The 18,472-nt window shown below is 40.1% G+C and carries 14 protein-coding genes, 1 tRNA gene and 1 pseudogene; 7 read left to right on the top strand and 9 right to left on the bottom strand.

What is annotated here, in order from left to right:
• Window positions 1-54: 54 nt before the first annotated feature.
• The gene (locus AN486_RS22440; protein ID WP_039201742.1) at window positions 55-489 is read right to left on the bottom strand and encodes a CBS domain-containing protein; all 435 of its coding nucleotides are present in this window, start codon (window positions 487-489) and stop codon (window positions 55-57) included.
• 622 nt (window positions 490-1,111) lie between these two features.
• Here AN486_RS22440 and hetF point away from each other — a divergent pair.
• Together hetF and AN486_RS22430 are read left to right on the top strand one after the other, a co-directional pair.
• Complete coding sequence (hetF, locus tag AN486_RS22435; protein WP_290602638.1) at window positions 1,112-3,586, top strand: cell division protein HetF; 2,475 nt, start codon at window positions 1,112-1,114, stop codon at window positions 3,584-3,586.
• Window positions 3,587-3,746: 160 nt separating this feature from the next.
• Entirely contained in the window at window positions 3,747-4,085 is a 339-nt protein-coding gene (locus tag AN486_RS22430; protein ID WP_039201734.1) for a P-II family nitrogen regulator, read from the top strand.
• Between the two features lie 88 nt (window positions 4,086-4,173).
• Here the strand turns inward: AN486_RS22430 and AN486_RS22425 are convergent, their stop codons facing one another.
• A complete protein-coding gene (locus AN486_RS22425; RefSeq protein WP_234413408.1) occupies window positions 4,174-4,575 on the bottom strand; it encodes a hypothetical protein in 402 nt (133 codons plus the stop codon).
• Between the two features lie 371 nt (window positions 4,576-4,946).
• On the opposite strand from AN486_RS22425, the pseudogene AN486_RS22420 reads away from it, so the two are divergent.
• Window positions 4,947-5,112: pseudogene (locus AN486_RS22420) on the top strand (M23 family metallopeptidase); the annotation flags it as partial.
• A gap of 184 nt (window positions 5,113-5,296) precedes the next feature.
• Window positions 5,297-5,369: transfer RNA gene (locus AN486_RS22415), tRNA-Arg, on the top strand.
• Window positions 5,370-5,724: 355 nt separating this feature from the next.
• Here AN486_RS22415 and AN486_RS22410 read toward each other — a convergent pair.
• The gene (locus AN486_RS22410; protein WP_053539119.1) at window positions 5,725-5,979 is read right to left on the bottom strand and encodes a hypothetical protein; all 255 of its coding nucleotides are present in this window, start codon (window positions 5,977-5,979) and stop codon (window positions 5,725-5,727) included.
• 308 nt (window positions 5,980-6,287) lie between these two features.
• Between AN486_RS22410 and AN486_RS22405 the strand changes: the two genes are divergently transcribed.
• A complete protein-coding gene (locus AN486_RS22405) occupies window positions 6,288-9,431 on the top strand; it encodes an N-6 DNA methylase (RefSeq protein WP_053539120.1) in 3,144 nt (1,047 codons plus the stop codon).
• Window positions 9,432-9,495: 64 nt separating this feature from the next.
• A complete protein-coding gene (locus AN486_RS22400; protein WP_053539121.1) occupies window positions 9,496-10,194 on the top strand; it encodes a hypothetical protein in 699 nt (232 codons plus the stop codon).
• Between the two features lie 194 nt (window positions 10,195-10,388).
• Here the strand turns inward: AN486_RS22400 and AN486_RS22395 are convergent, their stop codons facing one another.
• From AN486_RS22395 to AN486_RS22380, 4 genes are all read right to left on the bottom strand, one after another.
• Window positions 10,389-10,613 carry a hypothetical protein gene (locus AN486_RS22395; RefSeq protein WP_053539122.1) on the bottom strand — a complete coding sequence of 75 codons (225 nt, stop codon included), beginning with the start codon at window positions 10,611-10,613 and terminating at the stop codon, window positions 10,389-10,391.
• A gap of 3 nt (window positions 10,614-10,616) precedes the next feature.
• The gene (locus AN486_RS22390) at window positions 10,617-11,165 is read right to left on the bottom strand and encodes a Mu transposase C-terminal domain-containing protein (protein WP_234413375.1); all 549 of its coding nucleotides are present in this window, start codon (window positions 11,163-11,165) and stop codon (window positions 10,617-10,619) included.
• Window positions 11,166-11,611: 446 nt separating this feature from the next.
• Entirely contained in the window at window positions 11,612-12,241 is a 630-nt protein-coding gene (locus AN486_RS22385) for a hypothetical protein (RefSeq protein ID WP_168466083.1), read from the bottom strand.
• Complete coding sequence (locus AN486_RS22380) at window positions 12,216-13,442, bottom strand: sulfite exporter TauE/SafE family protein (RefSeq protein WP_039201738.1); 1,227 nt, start codon at window positions 13,440-13,442, stop codon at window positions 12,216-12,218. The genes AN486_RS22385 and AN486_RS22380 overlap by 26 nt, the downstream gene beginning before the upstream one ends.
• Window positions 13,443-13,727: 285 nt before the next feature.
• On the opposite strand from AN486_RS22380, the gene AN486_RS22375 reads away from it, so the two are divergent.
• A complete protein-coding gene (locus tag AN486_RS22375) occupies window positions 13,728-14,183 on the top strand; it encodes a M28 family peptidase (protein ID WP_053539125.1) in 456 nt (151 codons plus the stop codon).
• Window positions 14,184-14,401: 218 nt separating this feature from the next.
• Here the strand turns inward: AN486_RS22375 and AN486_RS22370 are convergent, their stop codons facing one another.
• Together AN486_RS22370 and AN486_RS22365 are read right to left on the bottom strand one after the other, a co-directional pair.
• Window positions 14,402-15,793, bottom strand: a complete 1,392-nt coding sequence (locus AN486_RS22370) for a malic enzyme-like NAD(P)-binding protein (protein WP_290602635.1) — start codon at window positions 15,791-15,793, stop codon at window positions 14,402-14,404.
• 389 nt (window positions 15,794-16,182) lie between these two features.
• A complete protein-coding gene (locus AN486_RS22365; protein ID WP_290602634.1) occupies window positions 16,183-18,369 on the bottom strand; it encodes an HAD-IIB family hydrolase in 2,187 nt (728 codons plus the stop codon).
• Window positions 18,370-18,472 lie beyond the last annotated feature (103 nt).

Genomic DNA, 18,472 nt, shown 5'->3' with positions numbered 1-18,472 from the left:
TCCCCTACCTCCCCTACCTCCCCTACCTCCCGTCATTTCCGGGTTGACAGACTACTAGTCAGCAGCCATAGTGCGAACAATATCACCACGAGTTAGAATACCAATGACCTTACCCACACTGTCAAGGACTGGGAGACGGTGAACTTTGTGATCTTGGATTAATTTCGCCGCTTCTCTTAATGGTTTATCAGGAGAAATAGTCAGGGGATTTTTACTCATCACTTCTCCTACTGTTTGTCCTAAAGCTTTATGTAAATCTCGTTCATACGCACCAGGATTTTGTAAATAAATCACGCTATCCAAAATCATAATATATGCAGGAGGAGTCACACCTGTTTCTTGCCACATCAAGTCTGTTTCGGAGATAATTCCCACTAGTTTACCTGCGTCATCAATTACAGGTAAACCGCTAATTCGTTTTTCTGCCAAAATTTGGATAGCTTCTTTTAAGGGAGTTTGAGGATGGACGAGAATAGGATCACGACTCATTACTTCAGCAACAGTTTTAGACACTTTTTTAACTTGCACCTTTTATAAAAGTCTTTTTCACTATTGTAGAAAATTATCGGTGACAAATAAATACTGTTAATAGATTGTTACTTTTCATCTGAAAATAGATGTAGCAGGAACTTAAACCAGAAAACAGATGAGGAGGAGAAAAAGGAAATATTGACAGGGATAAATAAGAGTAAATATGTCTTGTTAAAAAAGAAGATAATTTACCTGTGAAGCAAAAAGAGAAATTGACAATGGTTCAGAAAGTCTTTCTAGTTATAGAGAAAATACACCTACTTAACGAGGAACTTCGAGGTAGTTATTCACTCCCCCCCTCTAAAATTATCGAAACCCTTGATCTCTCCTAAATTTTTAATTCCTAAATTTGCTTTGGTATCTGGGGAATGTGGGATATAATTATAATGGATGGGGATTTAAATGTGGGTTATAACCTGCTGAATGTACGAAAGGAATTTGTACGGTTGGCTCACCCGAAAGTTACGCCCGTGGACAAGAAGTAGTATTCTACCTTGGTGGAGGCGGGAAATAAACAGCAATGTATGGCTTGCGCCACGTTGTGCTATCAGCATTGTCTAAGTTTTATGGAGCAGAAGTTGTGACCCAGGAATTTCACCTTTCCGCAACGTCGGTGGGGCAAAATGACTATCTGGTGAGGACGGAACAAGTTGCGCCTGGGGTGCCGGTGGCAGAAGAACTGGTGCATTGGCCTGTGGCTGAGTGGTTGACTGCCGCAGGGGATTTAATGGATGATCCCTTGCAGTCAGTGTTGCAGGGGAATATAGTAGCTAGAAACTCTGTTAACTTGGTAGCCTTGGGACAAGATTTGTATAATGGGTTGTTTCAAGGAACGCTGCGGGATAGTTGGATTACCGCCCAAGGTATTGCCCAAAATCACCAACAGGTGCTGCGGCTAAGATTAGGACTGAAGGATACGCGGTTGGCGCGGTTGCCGTGGGAAATTATGCACGCTGGCGATCGCCCTTTGGCTACTGGGCCTTATATTACCTTTGCCCGTTACCAAAGTGGGATTGCCCCACCATCCCGTTTACCAACTCATAATCTGCCCATGTCGCCGGAAGCACGGGGGATAAGAGTGTTAATGGTCATTTCTGCACCTACTGATTTAGTCCGGCTGGATTTACTCAAACAAGAAGCTATTAATCTGAAGGCAGAACTGCGCCGCCAAACATTAAAGGTGGCTGATGGTAATCATCATCTACCAGAAATTGAATTAACTGTTCTAGATCAACCGGGACGGGAAGAACTTACCCAAGCCCTAGAACAGGGACATTACCATATTCTCCACTATTCTGGTCACAGCAATTTGGGTGGCAATGGTGGACAAATTTATTTAGTGAGTAAAAAAACTGGTTTAACAGAAACTCTCAATGGAGATGATTTAGCTGGGCTACTGGTGAATAATAATATTCAAGTGGCAGTGTTTAACTCCTGTTTGGGGGCATATCGGGCGAGATCCGAGGTAGCGGAAGACTCAGGGGAACGGAATTTAACTGAAAGTTTGGTAAAACGAGGAATTAGAAGTATTTTGGCGATGTCAGAACGCATCCCTGACGAGGTGGCACTGACGCTGACACAGTTGTTTTACCGCAATTTGGGTCAGGGCTATGCTTTAGATTTATGTGTAAGTCGAGTCCGTCAAGGTTTAATTTCTGCCTATGGTTCTCAACAGATGTACTGGGCTTTGCCGATTTTGTATCTTCAGCGAGAATTTGATGGTTGTTTGACACCACAAGTTAATTTATCTGGCTATTCTGAGTTGCTGAACGAGTATCAGCCGACTAAGCTGACTAATAGTGATAATTATTCTGCTATAGCCAGTAATCTAGAAAGTATAATGGCTATAGATGATATTCTTAATCATAATTTTGAAGAGGAAAGGACGGAGGTAGACTGGCTAGGGGAGGATACTTGGGGTGATCTTGTGGATGAGATTGAGTATGATGACCCTAGCTATAATGAGGACTCGGCAATAGTTTCTGATTTGTTTCGTCAGCTTGGCAATCCGGTGACTAAACCAGAAAAACCAAGTATGAAGGCGGAATTAATCGAGGAGAATCATCATTATCAGTCGGAAATGCAGGTTGCCCCCACGAAACAAAATTTAGATTGGGGAAATGTTCCCACTCAAATTACGCCAACTCCTTTGAATTTTGAGAAGCGTGAGGTAAATCCTCAGTTATCACCGTCACCTGTGACTCCCAAGAGTAATCGCTCTTACTGGATGAAATCACCCTTGTTGCTGTATGGTTTGGTGGGAGCAGGTGTAATTACTATGATTGTGGGGATTGGTTGGTGGTGGCATCAACGACAAGCACAGAAGTCTTCTGATGTTCCACCAATTCCCGGAGAAAATTTCACGAGTAATCAGTATCCACCCATTAATTTAGCTAATTCATCTACGGGAATTGTCACGGCTACAGCTACGGCACAGTTGAGTCAAGGTAATTTAAAGTCTGGGTTGGATGCTATTAATGAATTACTAAATCGTGGGGCTTTTACGGCTGCGGAAACAGCTTTAAATTTGATTCCTGTTCAGGATGCTGAAAATCCATCTGTGAACTTTTTCCGGGGGCGTTTAGCTTGGCAGTTAGTCCAAACGAAAAATAATAAGTACAGTATTGATGATGCCCGTCGTTATTGGGCTAGGGCTGTACAAAATCAGCCAGATTCTCTTTTATATAATAATTCTTTAGGATTTGCCTATTATGGGGAGGATAATCTCAATTATGCTAATGATGCTTGGTTTAAGTCGCTGAGTTTGGCTTTAAAACCTCAACAGAATCAAGGTTCAGGTCCAATGAAATATCCCCAAATAGCGGGAGAACCGGAGGCTTTGACGGCTTATGCTGGGTTAGCATTGGGTTTATATAAATCGGCGAAGAATCAACCTGCTGATAAACGCCAGCAATATTTACAGGAAGCGATTAAACTGCGGCAGATGGTGATTCAAAATGCACCAGCAGACTTTACTATTGAGAGGTTATCACAAAATTGGCTATGGACGGAACAGGCGATCGCTGATTGGCAGAGTCTGGGACAGGCGAAGTGATCACTTTTGCCAAAAAATAGTCCATAATGGGAAGTGTAAAAAAAGTGCGAAATCCCATACATCAGGCTGAAATTAAATAACTATGGCTGTATTCACACCGTGAGACAATGAATCTGCTTAGATATATAAACGACGTTATTAGAAGTCAGGAATCAAAAAAATGAAAAAAGTAGAAGCCATTATTCGTCCATTTAAATTGGATGAAGTGAAAATCGCCTTAGTTAATGCGGGCATCGTCGGGATGACAGTTTCTGAAGTTCGGGGTTTCGGACGGCAAAAGGGTCAAACTGAACGCTATCGGGGTTCGGAATATACTGTGGAGTTTCTCCAAAAACTGAAAGTGGAAATTGTGGTTGAAGATGCCCAAGTTGATATGGTTGTAGATAAAATTATCGCCGCCGCCCGTACTGGTGAAATTGGTGATGGTAAAATTTTCATCTCCCCTGTTGAACAAATTGTGAGAATTAGAACAGGTGAAAAGAATACTGAAGCTGTGTAAGTAGTCAGTAGTTAATACTGTGGATTAAAAAATAGCGTTGCTGAGTCCCTGGCTGTGAAAACAGAAAATCAGCAGCGTTTTTTTATCTTTATTTGACAAAGTGGGTAAGTAATTGCCAATTACTTACTTGCTTTAAGTCATTTATTTTGCCTGCAAAGATATATTGGAGTGCAGTGCGTGTTTGTAAATATCCCCTGACTAAATAATGTCCTGGTTGAAGATTAATGTCATCTATAGCTTGAGTGAATTTAACGGTAGTTCCACAAAAGGTTTTATTGACTGGTAAATTAACTTTGATAAGCCGATCATATACATAATTAGTTGGCAGCATAAATACAGCATATACATGATGTTGACCCAACCAGGGACGGACTAATATTTTCTCAGGATGGATATAAGATTGTGTAATTTGGCTAACCATAAATCCCGCTTTTTCACAGGGAAAACTTGGGGATTTATCTAAGAACTTAACAAAGCCAATTATGATCACTAAAGTCAAAGAAAATAAAAAATAAGGGAGTTGACGGTTTCGCACTGCTAGTATCAATAACTATTCATGGTTTCCATTTTAATAGGATACCCAAAATAATAAAGTGTGTTACTACACAGCCACTATTGCGATCGCTCATACAGCGATTTCCAATCATATAAGGTACATCTTAGCCCCCTCATCGCTTGCGGGGAGGGGGTTGGGGGTGGGGTTCTTGTTCCGGGTTTGATGACAATTTGCTGTAATATTCAATAAATCATTTTATTACCCGTAATTACTGCCATGAATAGGAATTCGGTTTGAATCGCTGTGTTAAATTTTGCCACAGGTCAGGCATAATCCTGTTTATGTTGATTATCAGCCATAGTCGGGCGATGACCACCCTCTATGAACACACTAGAATTATACGTTAGTGAAGGACAAACTGTACAGAAAGGACAAGCGATCGCTGCTGTTGGTTCTACAGGCTTATCCACCAGACCCCACCTCCATTTTGAAGTCCGCCGTGATGGTACACCCGTTGACCCAGCAAATTAAGTAGGTTAGCATTGAAAATCGTCGTTATGGCAAGGCAAGAGGCACTCATGCAAGAGGCAAGAGTCAAGAGGGTTTGGGCGATTTTACTTTTCTTTACACAGATTGGTTTTATTGTGTTCACCTACTTACTCATAATTTAATTTTATTTAAATTGAAAAAGTGTGCTATGGTAATAGAGGTATAAGGGCGCGTGGCTCAGTGGATAGAGCAACAGGTTCCGGTCCTGTAGATCGGGGGTTCGAATCCCTCCGCGCTCATTTTTGTGTACACACAAGTGTTATCTGCAAGGGTTTCAGGCGTTATAGACCCCTGAAATTGTCATTACGAGCGCAAGTAATCACATAATCTTGTGGTTTTTGCGATTCCTAGGTCGCGCTAGTTCCCTCCGGGACGCAATGCGTTCGCTATCGCTTCGTTATTCCTCCTCTGTGGGAGACGCTACGGGAAGGCAATGAAAGACTTCCAGAGCGATTCCTAGGTCGCGCTATCTCTATTCCTATGGCTCCTGCGTCGCCACGCAAGCTATCGGAACGCTACCGCGAACGAGACACTACCGCGAACGCTATCGCACAGCCTAAAATTAGATAACGAAACCAAGTCATAGGGGGAATTTTAAGACTTGTGTGTACACCGTAGCCCACTCCGGGAGGGGTGTTGAAAGGTGTTGAAATCTTTATTGCTAATTTTACAGCCATTTTTGAGTAGATAACTAATGGCACAACGAGTTAAATTATCTTCTGTATTACTGTAAGTGTCGAATAAGTTTTTTGATAAATTACGTTCGCTATCTGAAGTTGGAGATTTTTTCCCTTTTTTACTTTTCGCTGGTTGAGTTTCAGCAGGATTTTGGGGAGCAAATTGAGCCAAAATTTCGGCAGATTCTGTGATTCCCGTGTGGTTAGATGTTATTTATCAGGGGTTAGCTAAAAAATTGGCTGATTAAAACTGAAGTCGCATGATTACTGTATATTGGGAGCATCGCTTGCTTTTGATGAAAGTGCGATGCCTTCGGCGAGCGGAGCGATCGCTCTAAATAAAATTTTATGAACTATATTTAAATATTATTATTGCAGCAATGGATAATACTCCTGTACTCTTGAAGAATATCAATCAATATCATGACAATGTGATGGTTGAAATCTGAAACTATACTTTAATTCAGCGTAAAAAACGGAATGTCACAGTCTGGACTACTTGAACTAGCACATGAAAAGCTTCACTGGCCAACTCCACAAGAAATTTTGGACCCATCTGGTGCTGGTCCAGGTGTTTATGCAGGAATCGCTAGGGAAAAATTAGGTAGAACTATCAGCAAACTTTCAGATGGTTATGGTGTGCAAATAGGCGTGCTGTCGGCAAATCCTCAAGGTGACTCAACAGAAACACCTATTGCGTTGGTGTGCGATTTTCCTACAGAAGTTTCAGAAGACACAATAAGAAAAACTTATCAACTTGCTTGGAGTTTTTCTCGTACACCATCACTAATTACAACAGAACCTCAGCGATTAAGAATTTGGACGTGCTACGAAGAACCTCCAAAAGAGGATGATGTTATCAAGCCTGTAGTTAATGTTTCTAAACAGGAAATTGAGTCATTTAATCAGTTATCTCTTTCAGGTCAAGCTGCTGAAACTTTGCGGTTACACTGGGTTGATCTAGTATCTGGTCAATTTTTCCAAGAACATAGTCAGCGATTTCAACGAAAAAAAGCTGCTGACCAGATGCTGTTAAAAAATCTAAAAAGTGTTCGGAAAATACTTCAAAAAAAAGAACTTGATGATGACACGATTCATGATTTATTAGCAAGAATTATTTTTATTCAATTCCTTTTTGATCGTCAAGAATCTGAAGGTAATCCTGCTTTAAATACAAACTTACTAGATTATTTATATCGAATTGGTGAATTATCTGCTAAATACTCTCATTTAGCTGACATATTAAGAAATCATAGAGATACTTATAAATTTTTCCGTTGGCTTAATAGCAAGTTCAATGGTGATTTATTCCCAGGTAAAGGTGCTACGGAAGAAAAACGTGAAACTGAATGGCAAACAGAAGAACAAAAAGTTAAAGAAACCCACCTAAATATACTTGCTGATTTTGTTAGTGGTCATATAGACATTGAAACTGGACAATTAAGTCTATGGCCATACTACCGTTTTGACGTTATACCTTTAGAGTTTATCAGTAGTATATATGAGGAGTTTGTTAGTAAAGAATCTGGCACAGGAGTTCATTACACACCAGAACATATAGTTGATTTTGTATTAGATGGTGTTTTACCTTGGGATAGTGAAGAATGGGATATGAAGATTCTTGATCCTGCTTGTGGTTCAGGAATTTTTCTAGTTAAAGCATTCCAACGTTTAATTTATAGATGGGAAAAAGCTCATCCAAAAAAAATTCAACCTAGTGATTTAAAATATTTACTAGAAAATAATTTATTTGGTGTTGATGTAGATGCTCAAGCAGTAAGAGTAGCATCTTTTAGTCTTTATTTAACCATGCTTGATAAAGTTGAACCTCAATATTATTGGGATAATGAGTTTCGCTTTCCTAGATTACGTGAACGTCAATTAATTGCTGCTGATTTTTTTGAAGAAGAAAAAGAAGGTTTTCGTTCTGTTGAAGATGCTGCTAAATATGATTTAGTTGTTGGTAATGCACCCTGGGGTAAAAATTCCGTAAAGAAATCTTTATACATAGATTCTTGGAAGAATAGACCTGAAAATCGGAATAAATGGAATACCTCTTATGGTAATATTGCCCTTTTCTTTCTACCAAAAGCTGCTGCTTTAACTAAATTGGGTGGGCAAATCGCAATGATGCAACCTGCAATGGCTTTGATTTTTAATCAAAGTAAACCTGCTCAGATATTCCGTAATACTCTCTTTTCAGATTTCAAAATAGAAGAAATAGTTAATTTGTCTGCATTACGTTTTGGACTTTTTAAAGATGCTATTTCTCCAACTTGTATCATTACTATGTCAGCAATACCTCCTGATGGTGAGCCTTTGACATACATTTGTCCCAAGCCCGTTATGACAAATGAGGATGACTATCATATAGTAATTGAGCCAGATTATATTAATATAATTTACCCACAAGAGGCAATAACAGATCCATTAGTTTGGACAGCTTTAATGTGGGGAGGAAGACGCGATCTGAATCTTATTAGGAGATTAAGTAGATTTAATAATCTTACACAATTAGAGAATAATAATATTGCTATTACTAGTCAGGGAATAATTAGAGGTACTAATAAACAAAGGTATAATCATCTTTTAAATAGACGAATTTTAGAAACGAAAAATTTCCCAAAAAATACATCTATTCGTATTAGTAAAAATGATTTTCCTATTAATCAAGATCCCTACGCTGAACGAGGAAGATCAACAAAAATAGATGCTTTCAATTTACCACAATTAATAATCAAGCAAAGCTGGCTAGTAGAAAATAAACGATTTAGAGCAGAACTAACTGAATTAGATGGAACTAATGAAGGAATTATTTGCTCTGGTAGCTATGTCAGTGTACACATTGCCGAAGAAAATTCTTTAATATTAGAAGCAGCTTGTCTGAGCTACAAAAGTAAATTGGCTGTCTATTATCTACTACTTTCAAATGGTCGTTTTGCGTCATATATTCCTGAAATAAAACCAAGCGATTTACTGCGTGTGCCAATACCTGAATTATCGGTAGGAGAATTACATAATATAAAAACAATTGATGATGATGATATAGATGAGCGCATACGACAAGCTTTTGAATTTAAAGATAGTGAATGGGTGCTAATTAATGATTTATTTAATTACACTCTGCCAGACTTTAAAGGAGATGGTGCTTCGCCAGGACGCAAAAGAACTCACCGTATAGATAATAGTCAATTTCAGAATAATACTGAACCTGAACTTACGGCATATTGTGAGTATTTCTTGCGAGTTCTTAAAGCAGGATTTGGACAAGATAAACAAGTTTGCGCCACCATATTTCAGGAACAAACTAAAACTCTTCTTCCTATTCGCTTAGTGGCTATTTATCTTAATAAGCCTGATTCTGAAGGTGTTCATATTAAACCTATTGACTCCCCTGATTTAATGGAACGTTTGGAAAACTTAAATAAGTTATATCTGGAAAGAGGAAGTATAGAAGACGGTGGCATCTTTTATCAGCGTGTTGCCAGTATCTATGATTCTGTAGAATTGAAAGGGGTGAAAATTCCTACTATTTATTTAATCAAACCTGACAAAATTCGTTATTGGACTCGCTCTATGGCTTTAAGAGATGCTGACGAAGTAGCCGCAGATATTATGACTTAGATATATATCTGAGATTAATTAACTAAATTTAAACGCAAAATATTAGTAGTACAGGAGTTAAATTTTGATTAGAAGACGGCAGACAATTTCGGAATTAAGATGGCCAGAGACAGATGAATTCATGGCGATTTCTAAGGATTGGTGTGAAACAGCATCAATCAATATACTTACTTTTGTGTGGAAAGGATATGATTTATTAGTAAACGAGGTATTCTCAGAAATTGATTGTAGTCAAGCTGAAGATGATATTGAAAGAGATATCACTCAACTGCTTGAGCCAGAAATTCGCAGCGTTATGACAGGGGATGAGCCATATTATGTTCAACATGGTTCTTATGAAAGGGAGACTCGTCAAGTTGCACCAGCACAACCAAAAGAGTATGACATTGCATTTATTCTTAGAAAGAATAGAAGGATTATATGGCCTTTAGAAGCTAAAGTTTTAAAAACAGATGGCGCAGTAGGTGAATATGTAAAAGAAATAAATGAAAATTTTATAACTTGCAAGTATGCACCCTTTTCTTATGAAGGAGGAATGCTCGGTTATCTTTTTTCTGGTGATCCTAACAAAGCTTTTACCAATATTGAGACTAAAGTACCATGCACATTAAATGATCATCCAGATTTTCCAATTCGTGATCACAAAACCTCGGATCATCAGAGGGTAGTTCCATCAGGAAAATCATATCCTGCTGAATTTCGGTGTCACCATTTACTATTAAAAATAATTGCCACAGCCCCTACTGATACATCATCAGTATAGATACAAGACTTGCAATTAATTAGTGAGTAAATGTATTAAATTAGCTAAATTTAGTTTGCAAAATAATTACAAAAGAGGTTTATCTAAAACTGATTATAACCGACTATTACTAGATAAACTAAAATGGTTTGTGGGCTAGATTTAAGTAGACAAGCTACCCAAACACACGGCATGAAGCCGACGTTCACCCACAATTACATTCTATCATTTATAATTGAAAGTTTCAAATATTTAGCTGATGTTAAAATAATAATCCCTTCTTTAAAGCCCGAATAGAACCAATCATGGAGCATTTTCACCTGTTCCAATTGAATAAAACTCTTCCGATTCAATCGGTGAATTTCTGCTTGTAATTTCTCATCATTGGGGAGAATATCACCTAATTCTTGAGCAACACTTTGGGCTTGTTGTGAAGTCATAATTTACCACCCGTAATCTTCGCGCATTTGTTCATAATCAAAAACCTCTGGCATATCTGGTTGTGAAGAACTTTCCACAGATGCCACTTCTATTTCTTCTGGTTCAACAATCACAGGTTTTTTAACAGTTCGACTCCCTTCGACTTCGCTCAGGGCAAGACGCTCACTGCTGGCTTTTTCAACTACAACCTGTTCTTCTTTTTGGCGTTCCTTTTTCGTTTTCTTTTGCTTAACAAAAGTTTCTCTGTCTCTTACCTCTGCCAAAATCGAACGATTACTAATTTCTTTACCTGCTTGTCGAATCCTGCGACTCATGGCTTTAGCCTCATCCAGAGACAATTCTTCAGTCTCCAAATCTTGAGCATAAGCACGAGCTAAAAATTCTTCTTGAGAACCTGTTTGACGATAAACCAAGATAGTTGTAATGTCTTTGGGGTTAAATCGCAACACCACGCTTTCCCCAGCGTAACCAGCTAGGTTTTCACCCCGATAGGTGAGATTTTCAAGTTGCAGATATCCACCCCTATAAATCGAGCGTCGAGTTTGTTTCATTAAACAAATACGCAAATCTTCTTCTGAGATTAAATCAGGTGCAACAATTAACCCAGCTTCCCATCTTTGATAACGAGTTTGATCTCCTAAACGAGCATCAATACTTTGGTTATATTTGTCTACGAGATAAGTAGGTTAGCATTGAAAATTGTCGTTATAGGAGGGCAAGAGGCAAGAGGCAAGAGTGAAGAAGCTTTGGGCGATTTTACTTTTCTTTACACACTTTGGTTTTATTGTGTTCACCTACTTACCTTACCAATAGACGTTCTAATTCTCTTAAAGTTAAACAAGCTTCTTTCTCCTCTTCCTTGTTCCTTCGCGCTCTTTGCGTCCTTCGTGGTTCATTTCTTCTTTATCCGTCAAAATTTATTTGACAGACTACTAGTACCGCAGGGCAGAAGTCAAAAGTCAAATGTCTGATCCCAACGACAATTTTTAACGCCAACTTACTTAATTTGTCTCAAAAAAACTACAATACCACCTGAAATTAACGAAACTCCCAACCAAATTAAAGGTTGTACTAAACCAATTTTTGTTCCTTGCTGATTCTCGTTGACATTTTGCCCCGGTTGAGAAATATCTACAGCCTTTCCTGTAGCCACAGTGACAACAAACTTTAACTCAAAAGGTTTAAAACTTCCCTCAATCACAGGTTTACCACTCAATTGCAACTGATAAGCCCCTGGCTTGGGAAAAGTTACTTCTGTTCCTGGTATGCCTTCATACCGTTCAGCCTGAATAGATTTTAATCGAGGTTCAATTAATGCTGGTTCTCCTGCTACATGAGGTTCAGCATAAATAGCCAACCGACAATTACAATCTTTTAAAGGAATTACCTTACCACCCTTTCGCGTCAGGGCAAACCAAGTTTGAGTAACTTCCCCAGCGCGGGGATTATCATTAGGTTCTAAATGGACAGTACCACCCACATCTTCGGATATTTTCACCGTGTGGGCTAAAACTTGAGTATTTGTAGTAACTATCAAACTAGATAAAATTAATAATAATAGATACCTGATTTTGCTGTTACATTGAGTAGAACGAGTCAATTTACCGCGACTTATTGGGAGGAACATAAAATTTTTCTAGATGTAAATATAACCAAAAATACCGTGAGCGCACTAATAATACACCAGAAATAATTATCCCCAGGAACACGGCTGCTAACTGGTTTTGCCAACTTAATCTGAAAGCACCCAGGTAATGAGAACCGATCATCAGCGTATGAATAGCACTCAATAACAAAGCTGGTACACTCAGGAGATGAATTTGTCGCCAACGCTTACCTAATGACTTTTGCAGAAAGTCGAAACTTGTACAAGCAGCAGGAAGCATTAATAATAATGCCATAGCTCCTGCAATCATCCCCCATTGAAATTCTAACTTTAAAAACCAAAAAGCGTTGAAATTCCACGCTAGAGAATGTTCAACATGATGAATAGTATGTACCCCAGCCAGAACAAAAGCCCCAACTCCCAAAGCTCGACGGTAACGCAGAGGTGCAGACCAAAAACTATTCACAGGACGGGCAATCAATGAGAGAATTAAACAAATTAGAGAAGCGTGTCCGCTATAGTCTGTCATGGTATCCCCCGTTCGTAAGAGGGTAATAGCCCCAATTATTAGAGTTAGCCAACCACCCAAGCGAAATAATTGACTGCGGCGATCTTTACTCATTAAAGCCGTAGAAACACCTACACCTAGCATGATGGGCAGCGTGCCAATTCCAAAAGCTAACATTGTCGCTGTTGCTTGCCACAAATTCCCTGTCGCCGCAGCCTTAATTTGAGCCGCATATAAAAAACCACAGGGCATTAATCCCCATGTCATGCCCAAAAGTGTCGGTGTCCACCATTGAGTTTGTGCAGATAACTTGAGCATGGCTGCACTGAGACGGTTGTGTAAATTCCCTTTTAAGATGGGGTGTAGTAGGGGAATATGCGGTAATAAATCTGGTTTCACCTGTCCTAAACCAAACCAAATCAGAATTATGCCTGTAATTATGGCTATCCAACGCCGCAAATCACTACCGACTCCTGCAAGTTGTCCACCTTCTACTAATACCGAACTGATTGTGCCAATACCAGCACCTACTAAAGCGTAACTCAACATTCGCCCCAAGTTGAGTAAGGTATGAAACTTTAATTGCTGTTGCCAAGTTGGATTTTCCTGCTGTTTAGAAAGAGAAAAAGCTACTGTTAAGGGTCCACACATTCCAAAGCAATGTCCAAAACTGCCCAAGAAACCTAGTAATGTGATGAGTAATAAATCTAGCATATTCATGATGGGAACTGGGAATTGGCAATTAGACATCTCCAAAAAAGATGCTAGAGACATTCTATGGAACGTCTCTACAAGGGTTTCAGGTCAAGCATCTTTAATTTCTGGAGATGTCTATTGGGAAAGTATACTTTTTACATCTCTTATCATGATGTCCATGTCAAAAGACAATCTGTCAAACTTGGTGTAGTTTTAACACAAACAGCAGAAGTCCCACATCTCACTCTTAGGAGTGTGGGATGAATGCGCGCGAGTGAGGAATTGACCAACAGGCGAAATTGAATGCAGTTCAATCAGGATCGTTGGTCAATGACGAATGAACATTTTCCGGTAATGATTGTTTTGACTATTGGCGGTTTTTTTCCGCAATCTGAGATTGTACCGATAGTTAAAAATACTCCTGTACAACAACCTCAAACCCCGGGGAAACCCCAAAATGTGAACAATACTCTATTGGTTGATAGTAATCAACTTTTCGCTCATGTTCAAAAATTGAATTTTCGGCGTTATAGCAAAATGGAGCGATCGCTTACCCGTACATATATCACAAAGGAACTGCGAAAATTTGGCTGGCAACCTCAACTAGAAAAATTTCCTCAAGGTGTAAATATTTTTACCCAACGACCAGGAACAAACAAAACCGCCGGAGCAATTCTCATTGCTGCCCATTATGACACAGTTCCTGCCTCTCCGGGTGCAGATGATAACGCCACTGGTATAATTACTGTGAAGAGCTAATTTAAAATTTGTCAGCAAAGACATTAAAAACCTACCGGGGGACTCTCGGAAAGTTACGCTTGTCAGAGATGATTCTGCCAGTAATGGCAAACAGGATCAGGGCAAGAACCGTACATCTAAGGTAATACCTGAAAAGCGGATATTATTCGAGCAGTTGTCTTGACAATTATTCGATTAAGAATCCCCGCGTCTTTAGACCGGGGAGTGTCAAAAATTAACTAACTTTGAGCAATACCTTCTTCCCGTGCGGCTTGTTGGACAGCAGCAGCCACAGCAGTAGCAACACGCCGATCAAAGACAGAAGGAATAATATGTTCCCGGTTCAAGTCCGAGGGTTTAACTAAAGATGCGATCGCACTGGCAGCTTCCAAACACATAGCAGTAGTAATCGTCCTAGCCCGACAATCTAAAGCCCCACGAAACACCCCAGGAAACGCCAGGACGTTATTGATTTGGTTGGGGTAGTCACTCCGACCCGTAGCCATCACAGCGACGTTTTTAGGAGCTAATTCGGGCTGAATTTCGGGAATAGGATTAGCCATTGCAAACACAATTGCATCCTTCCTCATTCCCTGTACCATTTCTGGTGTCAAAACTCCCGGTGCGCTGACACCAATGAAGACATCTGCACCTTGAACTGCACCAGCTAAAGTTCCTTGGGCTTTAACTGCAAATTCCAGTTTTTCAGCAGTTAAATCAGTGCGATTATGGGAAATAATCCCCTTAGAATCACACATCAAAATGGTTTCTGCACCGGCTTTGCGGAGTAACCGAGCGATCGCTACCCCAGCCGCACCCGCACCATTAATCACAATGCGGATATCTGCAAGGGATTTCTGCACGAGTTTGAGAGCATTAAACAAAGCCGCTAAGGTGACAATGGCTGTACCATGTTGGTCATCATGAAAAATCGGGATATTTAATTCCGCCCGCAGTCTTTTTTCAATTTCAAAACAGCGGGGGGCAGCGATATCTTCCAAATTTACACCACCAAAAACCGGGGCGATATTTTTAACTGCTTTGACAATCTCATCTGTATCTTGAGTATCTAAACAGATGGGAAAAGCATCCAGTCCAGCAAATTCCTTAAACAGCATCGCTTTCCCTTCCATCACGGGTAAAGCCGCCGCTGGTCCCAAATTGCCTAAACCTAATACTGCACTACCATCAGTGACGATCGCCACCGTGTTCTGTTTGATAGTCAGATTATACACTTCCTCTGGATTTTCGGCGATCGCCTTACAAATGCGACCAACTCCAGGAGTATAAGCCATAGCTAAATCAGAAACACTTTTGAGCGGAATTCGACTCACAATACTGATTTTGCCACCGCGATGTAAATTAAAGGTGCGGTCATAAACATCAATTACTTGAATATCTGGTAATCCCTTCACCGCTTGCACAATAGTTTCCGCGTGTTCCGTACTCGCCGCATCAACAGTCAGATCACGGATAGATTCTTGGCGAGTTTGTTCAATTAAATCAATTTGTCCTAGATTACCACCAGTGGCAGCGATCGCTTGAGTAACAGAAGCTAACATCCCCACCCGATTGGGAATTTGTAAGCGCAATGTCACACTAAAACTAGAATTAGGAGTAAGATTTTCCATGTGTGCTAATCTCTGTTTTGAATTTTAGATTTTATAGTGAATTGCTACGGGAAATTTTATTTTCCCAAAAAACCCGTGTCATCCAAAATCAGATTTCCAGAATTATTGACCGCAGATAAACGCAGATAAACGCAGATGAATATGGATGAATTCATCTAAACCTCCAGGAGACCCCCACCAAAACTGTACTCAGTTTGGTGATGGGTGGTTGACGGATTTTCTATATTTATCTCTTTTTGAGCAATATAAGTCCCCGGACAGTTAAGTAGGTGAACACAATAAAACCAAACTGTGCAAAGAAACGTAAAATCGCCCAAACCCTCTTCACTCTTGCCTCTTGCCTCTTGCCTCTTGCCTTGCCATAACGACAATTTTCAACGCCAACCTGCTTATGGTGTTGGAGATAAGTTGCCGAAAAAGTCATAATAATCTAAAGCTTCCAAAATCCCCCAAGCATAATTTCCTTCAGCAAAGTAAATCTGTGGTAAACCGCGCAGCTTTTCCACTTCCTGACTGTGATTTCCCACCACCACTGCCAAAGTATTACCAGCTAACATAGATTCATCATTACCCGAAGCCCCAGCCACCAAAAAGCGTTGCACAGGCAACCCCCATTTTAGAGCCACATAACGAATAGCATCCCCCTTAGAGGCTCGGATAGGCAATAAATCAAGATACATATTATGGCTATAAAATCCCTTCACATGAAGACGATGTTGGCGCAAACGACGGATAATTTCGCGGACACTAGGTGATTTTGCCTCATCCACAAAATAGCTAACCTTAAACTTACCCTGAGCATCAGCCGATTGCAATTCTACCCCAGGAATATCCTGCATCACTTTCCGAATTTCTGACCGTTGCCAATGGTAAGAAATATGTCTTTTCCAACTTGTATCTGTGACTATCTGCGGACCGTAGTAAATTTCACTTCCTGCCGATGTAATCAGCAAATCTGGCATGGGAAAACGCCATTCCTCCAACATATTTAAGGTACTTTTCAGACTGCGACCTGTAGCAATACCGACTCCAGTTGTATTCCCCTGATCACGAATCCTCTGAATTAACTGTGCTAAAGCTTCCCCATCACCTAATAGAGTATTATCAATTTCACACACCAAAAACCGATCAGCCGTTGGTAAGTGATTAGTCTCCGATATATTCCAATCGGGATGTTCATCTGCGGGGGATTTAACAAGCGGACTTAACAGAGATTGAATGCGTTTTTGGGGCAATAATCGGTGAACTTGTTCGAGATAATGCTCTACGTGACTATCCCAAGAAAAATGTTGGCAAACATTAATCATGCCATTCTTAGACCATTGTTGCCATTGTTCTGGATTGGTGAGCGATGTTCGCAAAGCAGTTTGAATATCTTGAATATTCAAAGGATCAATTAATAATCCATTCTGACAAGCCGCGAGAATATCTCTTGGACCACCATCAGCCGTAGCAATGATAGGGACACCACAGGCGCTCGCTTCAATTAATGTCAGTCCAAATGGCTCTGTTAAAGCTGGGTTGATAAACACTCCTTGGGTTTTCGCCGTTAACCGATATAAATCTGGTACATCATCTGCATGATGATGTTTAGGATAAGCAACATGACCATAAAGATCATAGCGGTCTATTAATTGCAATATCTCTAAAAATACTTGACGCGGACCCGATTCCATCGCCAAAATATCGTCTCTTTTGCCTAAAATTAGCACCAAGTTAGCTAATTGGCGCAGTTCGGGATCTTCCCCATAAGCTTTAATTAAACTACTGACATTTTTACGGATAGCTGGGCGAGAAATCGCCATAATTATAGGCTTTTGTATGTCTTTGAGAAACTTCTCTAATTCCTGTTGAATAGGCGGATTTTGCCAATTATCTGCGGCTGGATAAAAACGCTCTAAGGTGACACCTGGAGGGATGACTACCATACGTTCGGGTTGATAGTGATCGTAAACGCTATACTGCTCTTCAACTTCTTGATGAGTGCTGGCTATAACTAAAGCTGCACTTCCCAGAGTGATTTCTTCCGCCTCTATTCTTGTACTAATATGAAAATTTTCTTCAATGGTTTTCTGTTTAGTCCCATGTTCTAATAATCTTTGTTGTTTGATACGTCCCAGAGAGTGACCCGTATGGACTAAAGGTATACCTAACCAACCCGCAACCCTAGAACCTACGTATCCAGCATCAGCATAATGTGTATGAATAACATGAGGAATTTTGCCGATTTTGCGAATGTGTTTGAGTAATTCATCTGCAAATGTATCTAAGTGTGGCCAAAGAACTTCTTTGCGGAGGTAGCGTTTGGGACCACAGGCGATGCGAATAATTTGGGCTTTATCTGTGAGAATTTCGACTGGTTGAGCATAATCAGGGCTAACTTTGGGATCATTTACCAACCGGGTTACTAAATCAACCCTTGCGACTTGGGGATTTTTAGCTAATGTGCAAGCCAGTTCTACCGCGTATTTGGTTTGTCCACCAGTGTCAGCATCTTTACCTAACTCTAGATTGTTACCACGAATTAAACCATGAACGCTGACGAGCAAAATATACAACCCTGGGTCATTTGTCACAGTGTTGATTCCTCCATAATTAGCCATAAATCAGACGTTTTTGCGTAATTTGTTATAGTTATAGCAGGGAATAGGGAACAGGGGGAGTTGGGGGAGTTGGGGG

Origin of the sequence: Anabaena sp. AL93 (assembly GCF_001672085.1) — a bacterium.
GTDB lineage: Bacteria > Cyanobacteriota > Cyanobacteriia > Cyanobacteriales > Nostocaceae > Dolichospermum > Dolichospermum heterosporum.
The sequence above is the reverse complement of the archived record's forward strand: the minus strand, read 5'-3'. Positions and strand labels throughout refer to the sequence as shown.

Excerpts from the sequence above, each read along its gene's own strand:
- AN486_RS22440 (WP_039201742.1), bottom strand. The coding sequence starts at position 489 with ATGAGTCGTGATCCTATTCTCGTCCATCCTCAAACTCCCTTAAAAGAA.
- AN486_RS22430 (WP_039201734.1), top strand. The coding sequence starts at position 3,747 with ATGAAAAAAGTAGAAGCCATTATTCGTCCATTTAAATTGGATGAAGTG.
- AN486_RS22405 (WP_053539120.1), top strand. The coding sequence starts at position 6,288 with ATGTCACAGTCTGGACTACTTGAACTAGCACATGAAAAGCTTCACTGG.
- AN486_RS22395 (WP_053539122.1), bottom strand. The coding sequence starts at position 10,613 with ATGACTTCACAACAAGCCCAAAGTGTTGCTCAAGAATTAGGTGATATT.
- AN486_RS22390 (WP_234413375.1), bottom strand. The coding sequence starts at position 11,165 with ATGAAACAAACTCGACGCTCGATTTATAGGGGTGGATATCTGCAACTT.
- AN486_RS22385 (WP_168466083.1), bottom strand. The coding sequence starts at position 12,241 with ATGTTCCTCCCAATAAGTCGCGGTAAATTGACTCGTTCTACTCAATGT.
- AN486_RS22380 (WP_039201738.1), bottom strand. The coding sequence starts at position 13,442 with ATGCTAGATTTATTACTCATCACATTACTAGGTTTCTTGGGCAGTTTT.
- AN486_RS22375 (WP_053539125.1), top strand. The coding sequence starts at position 13,728 with ATGCAGTTCAATCAGGATCGTTGGTCAATGACGAATGAACATTTTCCG.
- AN486_RS22370 (WP_290602635.1), bottom strand. The coding sequence starts at position 15,793 with ATGGAAAATCTTACTCCTAATTCTAGTTTTAGTGTGACATTGCGCTTA.